General features: G+C 68.1%; 18 protein-coding genes. 13 read left to right on the plus strand and 5 right to left on the minus strand.

From position 1 onward, the window contains the following. The first annotated feature begins 67 nt into the window (after positions 1-67). The 8 genes from B1A74_RS10145 (at position 68) to B1A74_RS10180 (ending at position 7,038) form a co-directional block, all read left to right on the plus strand. Positions 68-892 (plus strand): CheR family methyltransferase, encoded by an 825-nt coding sequence (locus B1A74_RS10145; protein WP_077244563.1) that lies wholly within the window; start codon positions 68-70, stop codon positions 890-892. Next, on the plus strand, positions 889-1,515 hold the full coding sequence (gene cheD / locus B1A74_RS10150; protein ID WP_077244564.1) for a chemoreceptor glutamine deamidase CheD: 627 nt from the start codon (positions 889-891) through the stop codon (positions 1,513-1,515). Before B1A74_RS10145 ends, cheD begins: the two co-directional genes overlap by 4 nt. Continuing rightward, a complete protein-coding gene (locus B1A74_RS10155; protein ID WP_077244565.1) occupies positions 1,512-2,624 on the plus strand; it encodes a protein-glutamate methylesterase/protein-glutamine glutaminase in 1,113 nt (370 codons plus the stop codon). The genes cheD and B1A74_RS10155 overlap by 4 nt, the downstream gene beginning before the upstream one ends. After that, the gene (locus B1A74_RS10160) at positions 2,621-3,823 is read left to right on the plus strand and encodes a methyl-accepting chemotaxis protein (RefSeq protein ID WP_077244566.1); all 1,203 of its coding nucleotides are present in this window, start codon (positions 2,621-2,623) and stop codon (positions 3,821-3,823) included. Before B1A74_RS10155 ends, B1A74_RS10160 begins: the two co-directional genes overlap by 4 nt. Before the next feature lie 27 nt (positions 3,824-3,850). Next, the gene (locus B1A74_RS10165; RefSeq protein WP_018947350.1) at positions 3,851-4,156 is read left to right on the plus strand and encodes an STAS domain-containing protein; all 306 of its coding nucleotides are present in this window, start codon (positions 3,851-3,853) and stop codon (positions 4,154-4,156) included. A gap of 5 nt (positions 4,157-4,161) precedes the next feature. Beyond that, positions 4,162-5,901, plus strand: a complete 1,740-nt coding sequence (locus tag B1A74_RS10170) for a fused response regulator/phosphatase (protein WP_077244567.1) — start codon at positions 4,162-4,164, stop codon at positions 5,899-5,901. Next, positions 5,898-6,653 (plus strand): SDR family NAD(P)-dependent oxidoreductase, encoded by a 756-nt coding sequence (locus B1A74_RS10175; protein WP_077244568.1) that lies wholly within the window; start codon positions 5,898-5,900, stop codon positions 6,651-6,653. Before B1A74_RS10170 ends, B1A74_RS10175 begins: the two co-directional genes overlap by 4 nt. A 181-nt stretch (positions 6,654-6,834) precedes the next feature. Further along, positions 6,835-7,038, plus strand: coding sequence for a cold-shock protein (locus B1A74_RS10180; RefSeq protein ID WP_018868787.1), 204 nt, complete (start codon positions 6,835-6,837; stop codon positions 7,036-7,038). 146 nt (positions 7,039-7,184) lie between these two features. Here the strand turns inward: B1A74_RS10180 and glnA are convergent, their stop codons facing one another. Together glnA and B1A74_RS10190 are read right to left on the minus strand one after the other, a co-directional pair. Further along, positions 7,185-8,594: a glutamate--ammonia ligase gene (gene glnA, locus B1A74_RS10185; RefSeq protein WP_077244569.1), complete on the minus strand. Its 1,410-nt coding sequence runs from the start codon at positions 8,592-8,594 to the stop codon at positions 7,185-7,187. A gap of 218 nt (positions 8,595-8,812) precedes the next feature. Then, a complete protein-coding gene (locus tag B1A74_RS10190; RefSeq protein WP_425274681.1) occupies positions 8,813-10,009 on the minus strand; it encodes a cation diffusion facilitator family transporter in 1,197 nt (398 codons plus the stop codon). Between the two features lie 106 nt (positions 10,010-10,115). On the opposite strand from B1A74_RS10190, the gene glyQ reads away from it, so the two are divergent. The 4 genes from glyQ to B1A74_RS10210 all read left to right on the plus strand — a co-directional run bounded on the left by glyQ (position 10,116) and on the right by B1A74_RS10210 (position 14,754). Beyond that, complete coding sequence (glyQ, locus tag B1A74_RS10195; RefSeq protein WP_077244571.1) at positions 10,116-11,063, plus strand: glycine--tRNA ligase subunit alpha; 948 nt, start codon at positions 10,116-10,118, stop codon at positions 11,061-11,063. A 90-nt stretch (positions 11,064-11,153) separates the two neighbouring features. Then, positions 11,154-13,235, plus strand: coding sequence for a glycine--tRNA ligase subunit beta (glyS, locus tag B1A74_RS10200; RefSeq protein WP_077244572.1), 2,082 nt, complete (start codon positions 11,154-11,156; stop codon positions 13,233-13,235). A gap of 12 nt (positions 13,236-13,247) precedes the next feature. Beyond that, positions 13,248-13,988 carry a lysophospholipid acyltransferase family protein gene (locus B1A74_RS10205; protein WP_077244573.1) on the plus strand — a complete coding sequence of 247 codons (741 nt, stop codon included), beginning with the start codon at positions 13,248-13,250 and terminating at the stop codon, positions 13,986-13,988. 121 nt (positions 13,989-14,109) lie between these two features. Then, a complete protein-coding gene (locus B1A74_RS10210; RefSeq protein WP_018947343.1) occupies positions 14,110-14,754 on the plus strand; it encodes an MBL fold metallo-hydrolase in 645 nt (214 codons plus the stop codon). Between the two features lie 25 nt (positions 14,755-14,779). Here B1A74_RS10210 and B1A74_RS10215 read toward each other — a convergent pair whose 3' ends face one another. The 3 genes from B1A74_RS10215 to B1A74_RS10225 all read right to left on the minus strand — a co-directional run bounded on the left by B1A74_RS10215 (position 14,780) and on the right by B1A74_RS10225 (position 17,656). Further along, complete coding sequence (locus tag B1A74_RS10215) at positions 14,780-15,829, minus strand: PA2778 family cysteine peptidase (protein ID WP_077244574.1); 1,050 nt, start codon at positions 15,827-15,829, stop codon at positions 14,780-14,782. A 7-nt stretch (positions 15,830-15,836) separates the two neighbouring features. Beyond that, positions 15,837-16,295 carry a PA2779 family protein gene (locus B1A74_RS10220; protein ID WP_024328574.1) on the minus strand — a complete coding sequence of 153 codons (459 nt, stop codon included), beginning with the start codon at positions 16,293-16,295 and terminating at the stop codon, positions 15,837-15,839. Positions 16,296-16,390: 95 nt separating this feature from the next. Next, on the minus strand, positions 16,391-17,656 hold the full coding sequence (locus tag B1A74_RS10225) for a 6-phosphofructokinase (protein WP_018947340.1): 1,266 nt from the start codon (positions 17,654-17,656) through the stop codon (positions 16,391-16,393). A gap of 176 nt (positions 17,657-17,832) precedes the next feature. On the opposite strand from B1A74_RS10225, the gene B1A74_RS10230 reads away from it, so the two are divergent. Beyond that, on the plus strand, positions 17,833-18,846 hold the full coding sequence (locus B1A74_RS10230) for a class 1 fructose-bisphosphatase (RefSeq protein ID WP_018947339.1): 1,014 nt from the start codon (positions 17,833-17,835) through the stop codon (positions 18,844-18,846). The last annotated feature ends 421 nt before the right edge of the window (positions 18,847-19,267 follow it).

Consider the following 19,267-nt stretch of genomic DNA (forward strand, 5'->3'; position numbering starts at 1 on the left):
AGTCCGCCACCGCGGACAGCGGTGAAGAATGGGAAGAATTCTGAGGCGCACCGGAGACCTTTGCTGAATGGGCCGTTTCGAGAGCCTGAGCGACCGCGATTTCCGGCGCGTCGCCCGCCTGATTGGCGAACGCACCGGGATCATGCTCAACGAGAGCAAGCGGGAGCTGGTCTACAGCCGCCTGGCACGGCGGCTGCGGGCGCTGGGCCTGGAACGCTTCGAGCAGTATCTCGACCGGGTCGAGGGTGGCGACGAGGCCGAGCTCGAAGAGTTCATCAATGCCCTCACCACCAACCTCACGGCGTTCTTTCGCGAGCCGCACCACTTCGAGATGCTGGAGGGATCGGTGTTGCAGGAGATGCGCCGCGCCAACCCGGACGGACCGCTGAAGATCTGGTCGGCCGGCTGTTCCACCGGGGAAGAGCCCTGGTCGATCGCGATGACCCTGGCCGACGCGACGGGCTCGACGGATGCGGCGCGCATCCTCGCGACCGACGTGGACTCGCGCGTGGTCGCGCATGCCGATGCCGGGATCTACGACGGCAGTCGCATCACCGGGATCGCGCGCGAACGCCAGCGGCGCTGGCTGCTGCGCGGCAAGGGCGCGCAGGACGGGAAGGTCCGGATCCGCGATGACCTGCGCTCGATGGCACGATTCCAGCAGCTCAACCTGTTCGACGAATGGCCGATCCGCGGGCCGCTGGATGCGATCTTCTGCCGCAACACGCTGATCTATTTCGACAAGCCGACCCAGAAGGAGCTGGTCGAACGCTTCGCGACCATCCTGCGCCCCGGCGGCTACCTGTTCATCGGCCACTCGGAATCGCTGTACCGGGTGACCGACACGTTCCGCCTGCTGGAACAGACGCTGTACCGGAGGGTTTCGCCATGAGCGCGGTGCCCGAGCTGCATGATGGCGCCTTCGCGCACATCAACCGCTACTGGGATCGCATGAATAATGCCCCGGCGGCCAAGCTGCTGCCCGGGGAATGCTACGTTTCGGTGTCCTCCGCGGAATTGATCACCACGGTGCTGGGCTCCTGCGTGTCGGCCTGCGTATGGTCGCCGAAGGCGGGAGTGGGCGGCATGAACCATTTCATGCTCCCGGAGGGCGAACGCGACAGCGGCTGGGGGCCGGCGGTTTCCAATGCCACGCGCTACGGCACCCACGCGATGGAGTTCCTGGTGAACGAGCTGCTCAAGCTGGGCGCCGAGCGCGACGATCTGCGCATCAAGATGTTCGGGGGCGGGCGCGTGATGGCCGGCATGAGTGACGTGGGCGCGCGCAACATCGCGTTTCTGCGCCGTTACGCGCGCGAAGAAGGGCTCGAGATTCTGGCCGAGGACGTGGGCGGCCCATGGCCGCGCAAGGTAGTGTTCTTCCCCGCCTCGGGACGGGTGCGGCTGAAAAAGCTCGTATCCCTGCACAACAACACCCTGCTCGAACGCGAGCAGGACTACCGCCGCCGCCTCGAAGGCGAGGACGTGGCCGGCGACGTGGAGCTGTTTGAATGAGCACAACGCAGGCCCGTCCCATCCGCGTGATCGTGGTCGACGACTCGGCCCTGATCCGCAAGCTGCTGGCGCGCATCCTCGATCAGGCACCGGACATCGAGGTGGTGGACACCGCCGCCGATCCGTACGACGCCCGCGAGAAGATCAAGCAGCACGATCCGGACGTCCTGACCCTGGACGTGGAGATGCCGAAGATGGACGGCATCACGTTCCTGCGGAATCTGATGCGCCTGCGCCCCATGCCGGTGGTCATGGTCTCCTCGCTGACCGAAGCGGGAGCGGATGTCACCCTCCAGGCACTGGAGCTGGGGGCGGTGGATTTCGTGACCAAGCCGGGCACCGACGTGGCGCATGCCATGGAGGCCTACGCGGACGCCCTGATCGAGAAGATCCGGACCGCGTCACGCATCCGCGTGCAGGCTCGCAGCGCCCCGGCGGAAGCGCCCGCTCAGGTCACCCCGCCGGCGGCCACCGCCGGCGGGGGCCGCCGCTTTCGCACCACCGATCGCGTTATCGCACTGGGTGCTTCCACCGGAGGGACCGAGGCCCTCAAAGAGGTGCTGATGGGACTGCCGCCGGATGCGCCCGGAATCGTGATCACCCAGCACATCCCGGCAGGCTTCAGCCAGGCCTTCGCGGAGCGCATGGACCGCAGCACCGCACTACGGGTGAAGGAGGCCGAGGACGGAGACGTGGTGATGCCGGGGCACGTATTCGTGGCCCCCGGCACGGACTATCACCTGCGCCTGGAGCGGGACGGTGCGCGCTACGTCTGCCGGCTGGACGACCAGGGCCCGGTGAACCGTCATCGGCCCAGCGTGGACGTACTGTTCGAATCCGCCGCGCAATCCGCCGGTTCCAACACCATGGCCGCGCTGTTGACGGGCATGGGCGACGACGGCGCCCGCGGGCTGCTGGCGCTGCGCGAGGCCGGCGCCCACACCATCGCCCAGGACGAAGCGACCAGCCTGGTCTGGGGCATGCCCGGCGAGGCCGTGGAACGCGGCGCGGCCGTACAGGTTCTGCCGCTGGGGCGCATTGCCGAGGCACTGCTGGACGATCATCGCGACACCAGCCGCGCCGGGGCCAACGGAGGAGACACGCCATGACCGACTGGAAACAACGACTGAGCCATCCGGCTCTGCAGCGCGGACTCGCGATCGCCCTGGTAGTGACCCTGCTCGCCGGCATCGCGGGCGTCTGGCTCGCCGGCGCGACCGCGGCTGCGACGTTGCTGGTCATCCCCCTGCTGCTGGGCGCAGCCATCGTGGCGGGTCTGTTTCTGGCCACTGACGGGCATGCGGAAACCGCCGCCGAGGATGATGCCGCGCGCGGCAGGGCCGACGGCGCGGAGTTGTCCGACGAAATCGACCAGGTCATGCGCTTCGAGCTGGGTCAGATCGAACAGGAGATCACCCGGCAGAAGGGACTGATCGAGGAGGCGGTGAAGGAACTGGGGGACAGCTTCAGCGACATGCACCAGATCGCCGAACGCCAGCAGGAACTGATGAGCTCCGATCTGTCCTCCACGAACAACGCGGGGGAAGACGGGAAATCCCAGCCGGAGATCCTGCGCGACCTGACCCGCCAGTCGGACGAGACCCTGCAGATGTTCATCGACACGCTGGTGGAAGTCAGTCGCCAGAGCGTGGAGAGCGCCCACCACATGGAAGACATGAACCAGCACATGGACGGGGTGTTCAAGCTGCTGGACAGTGCCGGCGAGATCGCCGACCAGACCAATCTGCTGGCGCTGAACGCGAGCATCGAGGCCGCACGGGCCGGCGAGGCCGGACGTGGCTTCGCGGTGGTGGCCGACGAGGTGCGCAACCTGTCGAAGCGCTCGGCCACCTTCCACGAGGACATCCGCAAGCAGATCGAGGAGGCGCGCCGGAGCATCCGCCAGGCGCACGACACGGTCCACGCCATGGCCTCGCGCGACATGAGCGACAGCATGGAAGAAAAGGAGCGCGTCGGCTCGCTGTTCGGATACGCCCGCCAGGCCACCGAGGAAATGGAAAACCGCCTGCAGGAAGAAGCGGAGCTGGCCGACCGCATGAACCAGGCGGTCGCCACCGCGGTTCGCTCGCTGCAGTTCGAGGACATCGCGCGTCAGTCCCTGGGCACCGCCGAAGACGCCCTGGCCCATCTGCACGAACTGCAGGGGATCCTCCACGAGGCAAGCTCCACCGACGATGCCCGCGCGATGGCCGAGCGCGTGCGCGCCTGGCGCGAGGATCGCCAGAATCGTCATCATCGCGCCGTGAATCAGGAAAACCTGGACACCGGCGACGTTGAACTCTTCTGACCCCCGAAAACTCCCGACGGAGACCGCATGAGCATCCAGACCCGCACATCGACGGACGGCAGCGAACTGCGCATCGCCATCCACGGCCGTTTCGATTTTGATCAGCATCAGGACTTCCGCAGCGCCTACCGCGACACCCGCGGCGCCGGCATGCGCTACGTCATCGACCTGTCGCAGACGGAGTACATGGACAGCTCCGCGCTGGGCATGCTGCTGCTGTTGCGGGAACACGCCGGCGGCGATAGTGCCGACGTGCGCATCGTCGGGGCGTCCGACGGGGTACGCAAGGTGCTCGACATCGCCAATTTCGGTCGCCTGTTCACCATCGAGTGACGTCCGTGAACGCCTCCTCCGAAAGCGTGCCGCTGGCGTCCGGCGAGGGGCGTGTGCTGATCGTCGACGACGACAAGCACAACCGGCGCCTGCTGAAGATGATGCTGACCGGCGCCGGCTACGACACCGAGGAGGCGACCGACGGCCACCAGGCCGTGGAGCAGGCACGCAACGCTCCCCCGGACCTGATCCTGATGGACGTGATGATGCCGGGGCTGGACGGCTTCGAGTCCACCCGGCAGATCAAGCACGAGTGCGGCGACCGTTTCATCCCGGTGATCATCCTGACCGCCCTGGATGACGAGGACTCCCTGCTGCAGGGTATCCGCGCCGGTGCCGATGATTTCCTTAACAAGCCCCTCAACCTCTCGGTGCTGCGCGCCAAGATCCACGCGATGGAGCGCCTGCGCGACCTGCATCACGGGCTGCGCGAGCGCAACGAGGCCCTGGCCCGGGCCCGGGCGCGCCAGGCATGGGAGGAAGAGACCGCGGAAAGCGTGTTCTCGCGCGCCATCACCGGACGCAATGTGGGCGACGAACGGCTGCACGTACGCCAGTGGGCCGCCGCCACCTTCAGCGGCGACGTGGTGCTGTCGGACTTCACCCCGGACGGCGGCCTGCGGGTACTGGTGGGGGACTTCACCGGCCATGGCCTGGCTGCGGCCATCGGCACCTATCCGGTTTCGGAGACCTTCCATACGCTGACGCGCGAGGGCGTGGGCGACACCGAACTGGTCTTCGAGCTCAACCACGTGCTCCACGGCTTTCTGCCGCCCTCGATGTTCATGGGCGCCGTGCTGGTCACTTTTGAGCCCGACGGGCAGAGCCTGACCGCCTGGAACGGCGGCCTGCCGGATGCCCTGCTGTGCGGCGGCGACGGACGACTGCGCAGCCTGCCCTCGCAGGCGATGCCGCTGGGGATCCTGCCCCGGCTGGAGCTGGACAGCGGCCCTCGGCGTTACGCCGTCGCCGCCGACGAGACCCTGCTCATCGTCACCGACGGGGTTCTGGAAGAGGAAGGCGCGGCCGGCGAGCCGTTCGGCGAGGCACGCCTGCATGGCTGTCTGTGCCATCCGGAGCGCCCACCGGAACGGATCGAACGGCTGGGCGATGCCCTGTCACGGCACATGGGGGACGCGTCACCGGCCGACGACATCACCGCGGTCGCGATCACCTGCGATCCCGAGGTCGTGCTGGAAACCGGTCTCGCGGTACCCCCGGACACGACCGGCAACCGACGCTGGTCCATGGAGGCCGCCGGGGCCGAGCTGGCCCGCGTGGACGTCGCGGAAGAGGCCCGGCAGCAGCTCCGACGCTGGTTCCCGGAGCCCGGCGAACACGTTCAGGCCCTGCAGACGGTGGTCGCCGAGCTCTGCAACAATGCCTTCGAACATGGCGTGCTGGGCCTGTCTTCCGAGATGAAAGCCACCGCGGAGGGCTTTGCCGAGTACTATCGCCTGCGCCAGGAAGGACTCGAGCGCCTGGAAGGGCGCATCGGTATCAGTCTGCGCTATCGCCGCACGGACGACTGGCACTGCGTGCGCATCCGTGTGCGCGACAGTGGCGCGGGCTTCGACCACCAACGGGTACGGCGGGCTCTCGAGGGCGAGAGCGACGAAAGGCTGTGGGGCCGCGGCCTGACCCTGGTGCACCGGTTGTGCCGGCAGATGCGGCACCTCGGGAGCGGCAACGTGGTGGAGGCCGAGTACGCCTGGATGGAACCACTCAGCGAGGAGCAGACATGACATCGACCACTCCGCAATCGGCACTGATTACCGGCAATTCCAGCGGCCTGGGCCTCGGACTCACCCGGGTCCTCGCCGCCGACGGCGCGTCAGTCTACGGCATGAGCCGCCGTGGCTGCCCCGACGACGGGGTCGCCGGCGACGTGCAGATCGACCTGGCGGACTTTGACGCCATCCCGGAGGCCATGGACCGGCTGCTGCAGGGCGTCACCCGTCTGGACCTCGTGATCCTGAACGCGGGCCTGCTCGGACACATCCAGCGCATGCCGGACGCGCCGATGGACGAACTGCGCCTGCTGATGGACGTGAACACGTTTGCCAACAAGGTGATCCTGGATCGTCTGCTGACGCGCGAGATCGCGGTCGGCCAGATCGTCGCCATCTCCTCGGGGGCGGCGGTGTTCGGCAACGCCGGCTGGAGCGGGTATTCGCTGTCCAAGGCCGCGCTGAACATGCTGATGCAGCTCTACTCGCACGAATTCCCCGGCGTGCCGGTGCACTCGCTGGCACCGGGTCTGATCGACACCGCGATGCAGGACTATCTGTGCGACGAGGCCGACAGCGAGACCTTCACTGCCCTGCAGCGGCTCAAGGCCGCACGCGGCACCCGCACCATGCCGGAACCGGAAACCGCGGCACGCGACATTTTCGACGTACTGCCACGGCTGCGCGAGCAGCCCTCCGGAAGCTTTGTCGATATCCGTGCACTCAACGACCCGGAAGAATACGCGCGCCTGACCGGTCGGCGTTGACAGAAAAACTTCATCACACCCCATTGGCTTTTGCCGGCGCAGGGGCGTATAGTCGAATACGTGATTCGCGGTAAGCAGCAACTCCAAGGAAGTCCCCAGTTTTCTGGACCAGTGCTCCCGTTGATCTGTTGGTAGCGTTCCGCAATCACGTTTCTTTAGTTACATGATGAGGTAAGTAGTTGTGAATACCGGTGTTGTTAAGTGGTTCAACGAGAGCAAGGGTTTCGGTTTCATCACCCCCGATGATGGCGGCAAGGACGTGTTCGTGCACTTCTCCGCGATCAACGGTTCGGGCTTCAAGACCCTGGCCGAAGGCCAGAAGGTTTCCTTCGAGATTCAGGAAACCGCCAAGGGTCTGGCCGCGGGTGACGTAACCGCGCTGTAAGACTGCCCGCACGGCGCGCCTCCGGGCGCGCTTCGGGAAGCAGAGGGCCGCCTTCGGGCGGCCCTTTTTTGTGCGCGCTCTCCGCGCACAAAAAAGCCCCGGCGCGAACGCCGGGGCCCGATTGACGGCCGTAAAACCCGCGGGGCTTACAGGCTGTAGTACATGTCGAACTCGATCGGATGGGTGGTCATGCGCATGCGCGTGACGTCTTCCATCTTCAGGTCGATGTAGGCGTCGATCATGTCGTCGGTGAACACCCCGCCCTGGGTCAGGAACGCGCGGTCGCCGTCCAGCGCCTCGAGGGCCTGATCCAGCGAATGGGCGACCTGCGGGATGCCCTTTTCTTCCTCCGGCGGCAGATCGTAGAGGTTCTTGTCCATCGCCTCGCCCGGGTGGATCTTGTTCTGGATGCCGTCGATGCCGGCCATCAGCATCGCGGCGAACGCCAGATACGGGTTGGCGGTGGAGTCCGGGAAGCGCAGCTCGATGCGGCGGGCCTTCGGGCTCATCACGAACGGGATGCGGATGGACGCCGAGCGGTTGCGCGCGGAGTAGGCCAGCATCACCGGCGCCTCGAAGCCCGGCACCAGACGCTTGTAGCTGTTGGTGGACGGATTGGTGAAGGCGTTCAGCGCGCGGGCGTGCTTGATGATGCCGCCGATGTAGTAGAGAGCGGTTTCGGACAGGCCGCCGTACAGGTCACCGGAGAACAGATTCTTGCCGTCCTTCGACAGCGACTGGTGCACGTGCATGCCGGAGCCGTTGTCGCCGACAATCGGCTTGGGCATGAAGGTGGCGGTCTTGCCGTGCATGTGGGCGACGTTCTGCACCACGTACTTGAGCATCTGCACTTCGTCGGACTTCTTGGTCAGGGTCGCCGGGCCGACGCCGATCTCGCACTGGCCGGCGGTCGCCACCTCGTGGTGATGCACTTCGGTCACCAGCCCCATCTCGGTCATCACTTCGCACATGGTGGAGCGGATGTCGTGCAGGCTGTCGACCGGCGGGACCGGGAAGTAGCCACCCTTCACGCCCGGGCGATGGCCGATGTTGCCGTCGTCATACACGCGCTCGGAGTTCCACGAGGCCTCCTGGGAGTCCACGCGGCAGTAGGAGCCGGAGAGGTCGGAGCCCCACTTCACGTCGTCGAAGACAAAGAATTCGTTCTCCGGACCGAACAGCGCGGTGTCGGCGATGCCGGTGCTCTGCAGATAGGCCTCGGCGCGACGCGCCAGGGACCGCGGGCAGCGGTCATAGCCCTGCATGGTGGCCGGCTCCACGACATCGCAGCGGATGTTCATGGTCATGTCCTCGAAGAACGGATCGATGGCCGCGGACTCCGCGTCCGGCATCAGGATCATGTCGGACTCATTGATGCCCTTCCACCCGGAGATGGAGGAACCGTCGAACATCTTGCCTTCCTCGAAGGCGTCTTCGTCGAGGTCGTGGGCCGGCAGGGTCACATGCTGTTCCTTGCCCTTGGAATCGGTAAAACGGAAATCGACGAAGCGGACTTCCTGTTCCTTGATCTGCTTCAGCACTTCGGCTGCGGACATAGTGAGGACTCCTCTGGTCTTCAGTTTGAGACGGTCGATGCCGGTGCGGTCGTCAGAGGCCGAGCGGCGTCTGCCCGATGGTTATGCAGGTGGCGTGCCAGACCGAAAGCCCCGGTTCGGAGTGCCCTGACGCCCTTTTCCGCAGCGACGCCATCACGATCCGCACACCCGCAGTGCATAGAATGCACTATTGTGGTGCGTATACATCAAGCCCGCCCTCATTCGGTGCACGGCCGGTAGAGTATGGTCACCTGGCCCAGCACCGGCTTCAGCGCCGGGTGCTCGCGGAGCTGCCGGGTCAGCAGGTCCGCGCGCCCCTCAAGCCCTGTCCCCGACAGCCCGGGATCCAGGCGCAGGGTAACGGTGGCATGCACCCGCCCGCCCAGATAGTGCAGCGACAGGTGCTCCAGGGCCTCCAGCTCGGGGAAGCCGGACCAGGCTTCGCGCAGCCCGGCCACCAGCTCGGGGCGCAATGGCAGCCGCGAGCTGGCGGCCTGATCCTCGTCGTTTTCGGGATCCACGTGCACGGTTATATCGCAGACTGCGCCCGCATCCTCGGTCACCGCCTGATGGACCGCGTCAGCGATGCGGTGCCCCTCCGACACCGAGATCATCGGTGCGACCTGCACGTGCACGTCGGCCACGGCATCGTCGCCGGAGCGCCGGGTGCGCAGCATGTGGGCGTCCTTTACCCCCGGGACGTCCAGGATGGTGCGGTGGATTCGCTCGACCTCCTCCGGTTCCAGCGCGGTGTCGATGAGTTCCGCGGCGCTGCGCCAGACGAGGCGCCCGGCAATATGCAGGATGAAGCCGGCCACCACCAGCGCCGCGGCCGCGTCAAGCCACGGCCACCCCGCTACCGCACCGGCGACTGCCAGCAGGACAATGACGGAGGAGATCGCATCGGTACGGTGATGCCAGGCGTTGGCTTCCAGCATGCGCGACCCCAGGCGGCGCGCGACCCGATGCGTGTACTGGTACATGCCCTCCTTGGCCACCAGGGTAACCACGGCGAATGCGATGGCCAGCGGCGCCGGACCGGTCAGCTCTTCCGGCCCCAGCAGCCGGCTGCCCGCGCCCCAGGCAATGGCAACGCCGGCGAGAGCGAGAAAGACCCCCACAATAACGGTGGCGAGGGTTTCGATCCGGCCGTGACCATAGGGGTGATTGCGATCAGGGGAGGCGGCCGCATGCCCCGCCGCGACCAGCACCACGGCATCGGTGACCAGGTCCGAGACCGTATGCACGCCGTCGGCGATCAGCGCCTGCGAGTTCAGCAACCATCCGCTGGCCAGCTGGGTGACAGCCAGGCCGGAATTGACCGCAGCGCCGGTCAGCGTCACCCGCCGTGTATCACGATAGCGCGAGCCGTCGCGTGGAGCGTCGGCTGAGTCGTCACTGTGCGTGGCCATCATCCCTCCGGGACGGATCAATCCGCTCATTATGGACCCGCCCGGCGGTGGCCGCACCCGGGCACGGGCCGATATACTGCCGCCCCTGATCCGCTCCGGACCCCCAGCGATGGCGAACGCAAGCGACCGAACCGAGACCGCGAGTCCCACCTTCCAGGACCTGATCCGCCGACTGCAGGATTACTGGAACGACCACGGCTGCGTGGTGATGCAGCCCTACGACATGGAGATGGGCGCCGGGACCTTCCACCCGGCGACCTTCCTGCGCTCGATCGGGCCGGAACCCTGGCGCGCCGCCTACGTACAGCCCAGCCGGCGCCCGACCGACGGGCGCTACGGCGACAATCCCAATCGCCTGCAGCACTACTACCAGTTCCAGGTGCTGCTGAAGCCCTCCCCGGCCGACATCCAGGACCTGTATCTCGGCTCGCTGGAGGCGCTGGGCTTCGACACGCTGACCCACGACGTCCGTTTCGTCGAGGACAACTGGGAGTCCCCGACCCTGGGCGCCTGGGGGCTGGGCTGGGAGGTCTGGCTGAACGGCATGGAGGTGACCCAGTTCACCTACTTCCAGCAGGTGGGCGGGATCGACTGCCACCCCGTCTCCGGCGAGATCACCTACGGGCTGGAGCGTCTGGCGATGTACCTGCAGGGCGTGGAGAGCGTCTACGACCTGGTCTGGACCGTCGGCCCGGACGGGCGCGCGGTCACCTACGGCGACGTCTACCACCAGAACGAGGTGGAACAGTCGAAGTACAACTTCGAGCACGCCGACCGCGAGGCCCTGTTCGCCGCGTTCGACCACCATGCGGCGGAGAGCGACCGCATGATCGAGCTGGGCCTGCCGCTGCCGGCCTACGAGCAGATGCTGCGCGCCTCGCACAGCTTCAACCTGCTGGATGCGCGCGGGGCGATCTCGGTCACCGAGCGCCAGCGCTACATCCTGCGCGTGCGCGAGCTCTCCAGGAACGTCGCGCAGAAATACTATGAATCGCGCGAGGCCCTGGGCTTTCCACTGTGCGCCCCGGGCGACACCGGCAAGTCCGACGCCGCCTGACGCCACCCGACACCGGGGCATACCCCGAACCCGTGCCCGCCGCCGCCCCGAACGGGCGCGCGGGCCCACCGGAACCCGACTGGACCGAACATGGACGAAGCCCGCGAACTTCTGATCGAACTCGGCACCGAGGAACTGCCCCCCACCGCGCTGGCACGCCTGCGCGACGCCCTGGCCGAGGGCCTGACCACCCGCCTGCGCGACGCCGGGCTGGAACCCGGCGAGCCCGAGGCCTTCGCCACGCCCCGACGCCTGGCCGTGCGTTTCCCCGCGGTGCCTGGCCGCCAGCCCGACCAGCTGCAGGAACGCCGCGGCCCGGCCGTGGCCGCCGCCTTCGACGACCAGGGCCAGCCGACCCGCGCGGCGCAGGGCTTCGCCTCCTCCTGCGGGGTGGAAGTGGACCAGCTCGAGCGCGAGGACACCGGCAAGGGCGAATACCTGATCTTCCGCCGCATGCAGCCGGGGCAGGCCCTCGGCGAACTGCTGCCGGAGATGCTGGCCGGGGCCCTGGAACACCTGCCCACGCCCAAGCGCATGCGCTGGGGCGAGAGCACCACGGAATTCGTGCGCCCGGTGCACTGGCTGGTGGTGCTGCACGGCACCGACGTCCTGCCGATGACGGTGCTGGAACAGGATGCCGGCCGCCACACGCGCGGCCACCGTTTCCACCACCCGGCCCCGCTGGAGCTCGCCAGCCCCGCGGACTACGCCGAAAGGCTGCGCGCCGAGGGCCGCGTCGAGCCTTCGTTCGAGTCCCGTCGCGAACGCATCCTGGAGCAGGTCCACGCCACCGCCCGCGAGCTGGGCGGGCGCGCGCTGGTCGACCCGGACATGCTGGACGAGGTCACCGCGCTGGTGGAGTGGCCGGTGGCCCTGGGCGGCAGCTTCGACCGGCGTTTCCTCGAGGTCCCGCAGGAGGCGTTGATCTCCACCATGCAGGACAACCAGAAATACTTCCCGGTGGTGGACGAGGCCGGCCGCCTGCAGCCGCATTTCATCGTCGTCAGCAACATCGAGTCGCGCGATCCCGAAGCAGTACGCGATGGCAACGAGCGCGTGCTGCGCCCGCGCTTCGCGGATGCCGAATTCTTCTGGGAGCAGGACCGCAGGCACCGCCTGGAAGAGCGCCTCGACGAGCTCGGCGCGGTGGTATTCGAGAAGCGCCTGGGCACCCTGCGCGACAAGTCGCAGCGCCTGGAAGCGCTGATGCAGCGCCTCGCCGGCCTGATGGACCTGGATGCGCAGCAGGCGGCGCGCGCCGCGCGGCTGTGCAAATGCGATCTACTGACCCGGATGGTGTTCGAGTTCACCGAACTGCAGGGCACCATGGGGCGCTACTACGCGCTGCACGACCGCGAGGACGAGGCCGTCGCCGACGCGATCGAGCAGCACTACTGGCCGCGCCAGTCCGGCTCCGAACTCCCGGACGGCCCGCTGGCCCAGGCCCTGGCGCTGGCCGACCGCCTCGACACCCTGGTCGGGATCTTCGCCATCGGCAAGCAGCCCAGCGGCACCAAGGACCCGTTCGCGCTGCGCCGGGCCGCGCTGGGGCTGGTGCGCATCCTGGTCGAACGCGAACTCCCGCTCGCCCTGACCCCGCTGCTCGCAGCCGCCGCCGAACCGATCCGCGAGCGCGTAACGGAGGCCGACGAGGCGGTGGAGCCGGTGCGCGAATACATCGTGGAGCGCCTGCGCGGCTACCTGCTGGAACAGGGCCATGCCCACGAGACCATCGAGGCCGTAGCCGCCATCGCCCCCGACGAACCGCTCGACTTCGCGAACCGCGTGCGGGCGGTCTCGCAGTTCCGCGATCGCCCCGAGGCCGGGGCCCTGGCCGCCGCCAACAAACGGATCCACAACCTGCTGCGCAAGGCCGGCGACGAGGCCGCCGGCACGCTGGAGCCCGACGCCCTGGTGGCCGACGAGGAACGCCGGCTGCACCAGGGTCTGCTGGCGGTGCGCCCGGCGGTGGACGCGGCGGTGGCCGACGGCGACTACGTGCGCGCCCTGGGCGAGCTCGCCGGCCTGCGCGAGCGCGTGGACCGCTTCTTCGACGGGGTGATGGTGATGGCCGAGGACCCCGCCGAACGCCGCAACCGCCTGGCGCTGCTGCGGGAACTGCGTCAGGCCTTCGAGACCGTGGCGGACATCGGGCGGCTGGCCACCGGCTGAAGGAGACGGGCGATGCGCTATCTGCGGGCACTCCTGTTTCAGGCGGGGCTGATCAGCTCGTCGCTGGTCTACGGCCTGATCATGCCGCTGCTGATCTGGCCGCTGTCCCATGAACGCCGCTACCGCGTCCTGATCCAGTGGGGCCGCTTCAACATCTGGTGGCTGCGGGTGACCTGCGGGGTGCGCTACCGGGTACGCGGCCTGGAACACGTGGACACCTCGCGCCCCCACGTGGTGATGTCCAAGCATCAGTCGGCGTGGGAGACGCTCGCGTTCGTGTCGATCTTCCCGCGCCAGACCTGGGTGCTCAAGCGCGAGCTGATGCGCATCCCGCTGTTTGGCTGGGCCCTGGCCATGCTCCAGCCGGTACCGATCGACCGCAGTGCCGGTCGCCAGGCCCTGGAGGGCCTGCTCCGGGAAGGCAAGAAACGCCTGGACCAGGGCCTGTGGGTGATCGTGTTCCCCGAGGGCACGCGCGTAAATCCCGGGGAAAAGGGACGCTACCGTCAGGGCGGCGCGCAGCTCGCCGCGCGCGGCGGTTACCCGGTGCTGCCGGTGGCGCTGAACTCCGGTACATACTGGCCGCGGCACGGGATCCTGCGCCGCCCCGGGACCATCGAGGTCTCGGTGGGGCCGCCGATCGAGACGCAGGGTCGTTCGGCCGCCGAGGTGCTGGCGCTGACCGAGGACTGGATCGAAAGCGAGATGGCGCAACTGGAAGCCCGCGACGAGGCCTCCCCGCGGGAGCAGTAACCCGGCGGTCGGCGGCCCGACCATCCGACGATCCCCCGCCGGATTCCCGCCCAAATTGCGCACGGGGCCGCAAGCCCGCAATCTCCCCGGCTACACCCCAGAGGAACCCGGAGACGCCTGCATGTCCGCTTCCCCCGGAACGATCGGTCCGGCACTGGTCGAACTGCGCGAACGCAATATCCACCGCGTCGGCGATGACGAGCCGGCGGTCTGGCTGATCGACGACCGCGAGATGGGCGGCATCCTGGTGAACGCCCCGCCGTTTTCGGACGCCCTGCTGCAGGAGCTGCGCGCGCTCACCGAGCCGCGCTGGCTGTTCCTGCCCAGCCACCGCGGCGCGCGCGACCTCGACGCCTGGCGCGAGGCCGGACTGGAGGTGCTGGCCTACGAGGCCGAGGCACCCGCGATCCGCGCCGCCGGCGGCACCGTGGATACCCCGTTCAACCGCAAGCAGCGGCTGTCGCGCACCATCGACTTCCTGCCGATGGGCGGCGTCACCGAGGGCACCTGCGCCCTGCGGATCAAGAACCTGCCGGGGGCGATCTTCTTCGGTCCCGCGCTGACCCCGGGCGAGGACGGCTGGCCGACCGTGATCCCGGAAGCCACCGACCATTCGGCCGAGGCCCGGCTGTTCGGCTCGCTGGGGATCAAGGACCTGAAATTCGCCTGGGCGTTCTGCGACCGCCACGACCCGGAGACCACGCAAATCGGACCGGACGCCGACCAGCACATCCACGCGCGGGTGGAGGCCCTGTTCGAGGACTGACGCCGCGCCGAGCCGCGTGCCCCTCTCAGTCGGCGCGCCGGCCCGCCGGGCAGTCCGGGACGGGGTCGCATGCCCCGTCGGGGGACGGGGCCGCCCGCTCCAGCGTCCGCAGGGTCGGGGCATACGGGGATGCGTCCTCGCCCCCGCTCAGCGCCACCGCGCAGGCGGCCGCCGCCCGGGCGGGTTCCGTGCAGTCCCGCGCCAGCAGGACATGGGCGAGGTTGTTCCAGGCCGCGTCCACCCCGGGGTCACGCTCGATCAGCTCGCGCAGCGCAGACTCGGCCGCCTCGGGGTCATCCTGCGCCATGGCCACGTTGGCCAGACCGACATAGGCCACCGGGTGATCGGGCCATGCGTCGATCGCCGTGTGGTAACCCGTGGCCGCGGCCGCCAGTGCGCCGGTGACCTCCAGTTCGTTGACCGCGCGCAGCCAGTTCAGCGGCTCCGCGGTGGCCGGCAGCTCATCCGGCGCCACGGGGATGAAGGCCCAGCGCTCGCCGCGCGCCCAGGTCCGTTCGAAACGGGCGAACTCGTTCACGTGGCGCTCGTGGGTCCCGCTGCGCAGGATGATCTCGCCCGCCTCCAGGTCGTAGCCGATGACCACGGCGAAATGCCATTCCGGGAACATCGCGAGCCCGAGGTTCTGGAACACCACCACCGGATGACCGGCCGCGACCTCGCGCAGGACCGCTTCCAGATCCGGCTCCAGGCGATACGCCACCAGATCGCGCGCGCGTACCGCCGCACGCATCTCGGCCTGCAGGGTGCCCTCGCGGGCGGGGAGGTAGACCTCGTCGATCAGCCCTTGCAGCGACACGTCCAGACCGCGCCCCTCGAGCACCGTGGCCAGCGCGGCCGGGCCGCACTGGTAATCCTCCTGCGGGTGGAACGGGGTGTCGCGCAGTTCGACGCGTGGCGGCAGATCCGGGAGGGCCTCAGGTCCGCCGGCCAGGTCACGGCTCTGCGGCGCGGTGGCACAGCCCGTCAGCAGCAACGCCAGCAGCGCGGCGGCCAGCACTCCCCCGACCCCGCCGCGCCAGTGCGCCGCGGGGTGTGCACCTCCCGAACTCTGCATCGAAGGGTCAGCGATCGCGTGACTGCACGAACGGGAACACGTCGGTCACGCCCAGGGCATCGGTGATCACGAACACCACGAAGACGATGGCCAGCACGCCCAGGACTCCGGTAGCCCCCACCGGCTCGGAATCCATGCGTGCCTCCAGCTCCGCCAGCTCGTCATCGGTAAGCCGGGCCACCCGCTCGCGGGCCTGCTCCGGATCCACGCCCATGGCGATCAGCTGCTCCTGCACCGCCGCCTCGTCCAGGCGCTCCAGCAGTTCGGCCCGGGTGTCCTCGGACTGCGTCTGATCGATCAGTGAACGGGTATCCACCATGTGGCCGGTGCCGGCCTCGGCCCGCTCGCCGGTTTCAGCCAGCGCGGGGGTCACCGGCAACAGGGCAAGCCCCAGCGCGAGAAGACCGGCCAGCAAACCGGAGCCGGACGGGACGAAGCGAGTACTTGTAACGATCGAGTTTGTCATGGACAGCCTCCTCGAAGGCACGGGTTGGCCCCCCCCACAACTTTCATCCTACGCCCATCAGGCGCCACGCCAAGCCCTCGAGCCTCCGGAAGTGCTCAGTCGTGATCCACTTCGAATGATGGGCACCGTTTCGGCAGCAATTCGCCGCGGATGCGGGGGTAGGCCGGCAACCCGCGTTCGAACGGCGGCTGGTCCTCTCCCTGGATCAGTGGACGCAGATAGTCGCGCGCGGCCTGGGTGATGCCGTAGCCGTCCGGGGTGATGTATTCGCGCGGCATGCCCTGCTCGATGTCGGCCACGCTCTCCAGCGAGGTCCGCCCCATGCGCCAGCGGTAGGGCTGGGTGGAATCCCGCTGGATGATCGGCATGAAGCTGTGGTGGCCGGCCACCACGCCTTCCACGGCCGCACGCCCGCACGCGTAGGCCTGGTCCACGTCCACCTTCGACGCGATGTGGCGGGCGGCCCGCTGGATGTAGTCCACCACCGCCCAGTGGAGCTTGTGCCCCGTCTTCTCGCGGATCAGCTCGGACAGGCGCGGCGCGGCGCCGCCCAGCTGGGTATAGGCATAGACATCGTGGCTCTGCGCTACCGAGAACAGGCTGCCGTCGGGGTTCTTCAGGCCCTCGGAAACCACCACCACGCAGTAGCCGTGGCGCTCGATGGTGCGGTTGAGGTGTTCCATGAAGTCCGCCTCCTCGAACGGGATCTCGGCGAACAGGATCAGCATCGGCGGCTGGCCGTCGAACTCCTGGGCCAGTGCCGCGGCGGCCGCCAGCCAGCCAGCATGCCGGCCCATCACCTCGAGGATGAAGACCTTGGTCGAGCTGGTATGCATGGACTCCACGTCCAGGCTGGCCTCGCGCACGGTGGTGGCGATGAACTTGGCGGCGGAGCCGAAACCCGGACTGGTATCGGTGATCGCGAGGTCGTTGTCGATGGTCTTGGGCACACCCACCGCGGTGATCGGGTAGCCCATGCGGTCCCCCATCTTCGCGACCTTGAGGGCAGTATCCATGGAGCCGCCGCCCCCGTTGTAAAAGAAATAGCCGATATCGTGGGCGCGGAAGACCTCCACCAGTCGTTCGTACTGCTCGGGATGGGTTTCCGGATCGCCCAGGTCGAAGCGGCAGGACCCGAACGCCCCGCCGGGCGTGTGCCTCAGTGCCTGCAGGGTCAGCGGATCCTCGTGGTCGAGGTCGATCAGCTCCTCGCGCAGCACGCCGAGGATCCCGTCGCGCGCGGCGTAGATCCGTCCGAAATGGGCCGGGTGCCCCCGAACGGCCTCGATCACCCCCCAGGCACTGGCGTTGATGACAGCGGTAACCCCGCCAGACTGGGCGTACAAAGCGTTCTGCGGCATGCCTTTCTCCCTGGATTTCGCTGCATTCGGACCCGCATCGGCCCCCGCGCCGGCATTTGCTACACTATCCCGGTTAAGACCCGGGCCGGGGCGGCGGGTTCGGCCGCCCTCGCGGCAGCCTCTGCCCCAAGAGTGCCCCGAGGTCGCACGGACTCACAACCATCAGGATCGGCAAAATGCATATCGGCACGACACTGACCAACTACATCATCGAAACCCAGCGCGGCATCCAGGGCGCCACCGGCGAGTTCACCGGACTGCTCAACGACATCGCCACCGCCTGCAAGAAGATCTCGGCCCTGGTCGACAAGGGCGACCTGGTCGGCGTCCTCGGCTCGGCCGGTTCCGAGAACGTGCAGGGCGAGACCCAGAAGAAGCTGGACGTGATCACCAACGAGGTGTTCATCGAGGCGCTGTCGCACAACGGTCATGTCGCCGGCCTGGCGTCCGAGGAGATGGACGAGATCCTCGAGCTGCCCAAGGACGCCCCGCGTGGCCACTACCTGGTGCTGTTCGACCCGCTGGACGGCTCCTCCAACATCGACGTGAACGTCTCCGTCGGCACCATCTTCTCCATCCTGAAGGCCCCGGAAGGCGTGCAGGACCCGAAGACCGAGGACTTCCTGCAGCCCGGTACCACCCAGGTGGCCGCCGGCTACTGCCTGTACGGTCCGTCCACCATGATGGTGCTGACCACCGGCCAGGGCGTGAACATGTTCACCCTGGACAAGGACTTCGGCGAGTTCCTGCTGACCAAGGAAAAGGTCCACATCCCCGAGGACACCCAGGAGTTCGCCATCAACATGTCGAACATGCGGTTCTGGGAAGCCCCGATCAAGCGCTACGTCGACGAGTGCCTGGCCGGCAAGGAAGGCGCGCTGGGCAAGGACTACAACATGCGCTGGGTCGCCTCCATGGTCGCCGAGGTGCACCGCATTCTGTCGCGCGGCGGCATCTTCATGTACCCGCTGGACTCCAAGACCACCGCCAAGGGTCAGGAAGGCAAGCTGCGCCTGATGTACGAGGCCAACCCGATGAGCTACATCGTCGAGCAGGCCGGCGGTGCCTCCACCACCGGGCGCCAGCGCATCATGGATCTCCCGCCGAAGGACATCCACCAGCGCGTGCCGGTGGTGCTGGGCGCGAAGAACGACGTGGAGCGCGTGACCCGCTACCACAACGAGGGCTGACCGGCCCGGCGGCCGCGAGGACTTCGCGGCCCGCCGACCCGGCATTGCAGGGCCCGGCCCCTTCGGGGGACCGGGCCTTTTTTGTCGGCCCGTACAGGGTTTTTGGGCCGCACGACACGGCGCCCCGGCTGGCACCCGGCGAGCCCGATGATCGGCCGGAGGGCCGGCCTCCTACGGGTCAGGCGTCAACCGGCAGGAGGCGAGCCCTCTCGCCGATCCGGCCCGAGGAGGCATCAACCGGTAGGAGGCGAGCCCTCTCGCCGATCAGGTCCGGGGAGGCATCAACCGGTGGGAGGCGAGCCCCCTCGCCGATCCGGCCCGGGGAGGCATCAACCGGTGGGAGGCGAGCCCTCTCGCCGATCAGGCCCGGGGAGGCATCAACCGGTGGGAGGCGAGCCCCCTCGCCGATCCGGCCCGGGGA

This window comes from Thioalkalivibrio halophilus (assembly GCF_001995255.1).
In the GTDB taxonomy this organism is placed as follows: Bacteria; Pseudomonadota; Gammaproteobacteria; order Ectothiorhodospirales; family Ectothiorhodospiraceae; genus Thioalkalivibrio; species Thioalkalivibrio halophilus.

Coding starts and splice junctions, on each gene's coding strand:
- B1A74_RS10215 (WP_077244574.1), bottom strand. CDS start 15,829: ATGCAGAGTTCGGGAGGTGCACACCCCGCGGCGCACTGGCGCGGCGGG.
- B1A74_RS10190 (WP_425274681.1), bottom strand. CDS start 10,009: ATGATGGCCACGCACAGTGACGACTCAGCCGACGCTCCACGCGACGGC.
- B1A74_RS10205 (WP_077244573.1), top strand. CDS start 13,248: ATGCGCTATCTGCGGGCACTCCTGTTTCAGGCGGGGCTGATCAGCTCG.
- B1A74_RS10165 (WP_018947350.1), top strand. CDS start 3,851: ATGAGCATCCAGACCCGCACATCGACGGACGGCAGCGAACTGCGCATC.
- B1A74_RS10230 (WP_018947339.1), top strand. CDS start 17,833: ATGCATATCGGCACGACACTGACCAACTACATCATCGAAACCCAGCGC.
- B1A74_RS10155 (WP_077244565.1), top strand. CDS start 1,512: ATGAGCACAACGCAGGCCCGTCCCATCCGCGTGATCGTGGTCGACGAC.
- B1A74_RS10220 (WP_024328574.1), bottom strand. CDS start 16,295: ATGACAAACTCGATCGTTACAAGTACTCGCTTCGTCCCGTCCGGCTCC.
- cheD (WP_077244564.1), top strand. CDS start 889: ATGAGCGCGGTGCCCGAGCTGCATGATGGCGCCTTCGCGCACATCAAC.
- B1A74_RS10225 (WP_018947340.1), bottom strand. CDS start 17,656: ATGCCGCAGAACGCTTTGTACGCCCAGTCTGGCGGGGTTACCGCTGTC.
- glyQ (WP_077244571.1), top strand. CDS start 10,116: ATGGCGAACGCAAGCGACCGAACCGAGACCGCGAGTCCCACCTTCCAG.
- B1A74_RS10210 (WP_018947343.1), top strand. CDS start 14,110: ATGTCCGCTTCCCCCGGAACGATCGGTCCGGCACTGGTCGAACTGCGC.
- B1A74_RS10160 (WP_077244566.1), top strand. CDS start 2,621: ATGACCGACTGGAAACAACGACTGAGCCATCCGGCTCTGCAGCGCGGA.
- B1A74_RS10145 (WP_077244563.1), top strand. CDS start 68: ATGGGCCGTTTCGAGAGCCTGAGCGACCGCGATTTCCGGCGCGTCGCC.
- glnA (WP_077244569.1), bottom strand. CDS start 8,594: ATGTCCGCAGCCGAAGTGCTGAAGCAGATCAAGGAACAGGAAGTCCGC.
- glyS (WP_077244572.1), top strand. CDS start 11,154: ATGGACGAAGCCCGCGAACTTCTGATCGAACTCGGCACCGAGGAACTG.
- B1A74_RS10175 (WP_077244568.1), top strand. CDS start 5,898: ATGACATCGACCACTCCGCAATCGGCACTGATTACCGGCAATTCCAGC.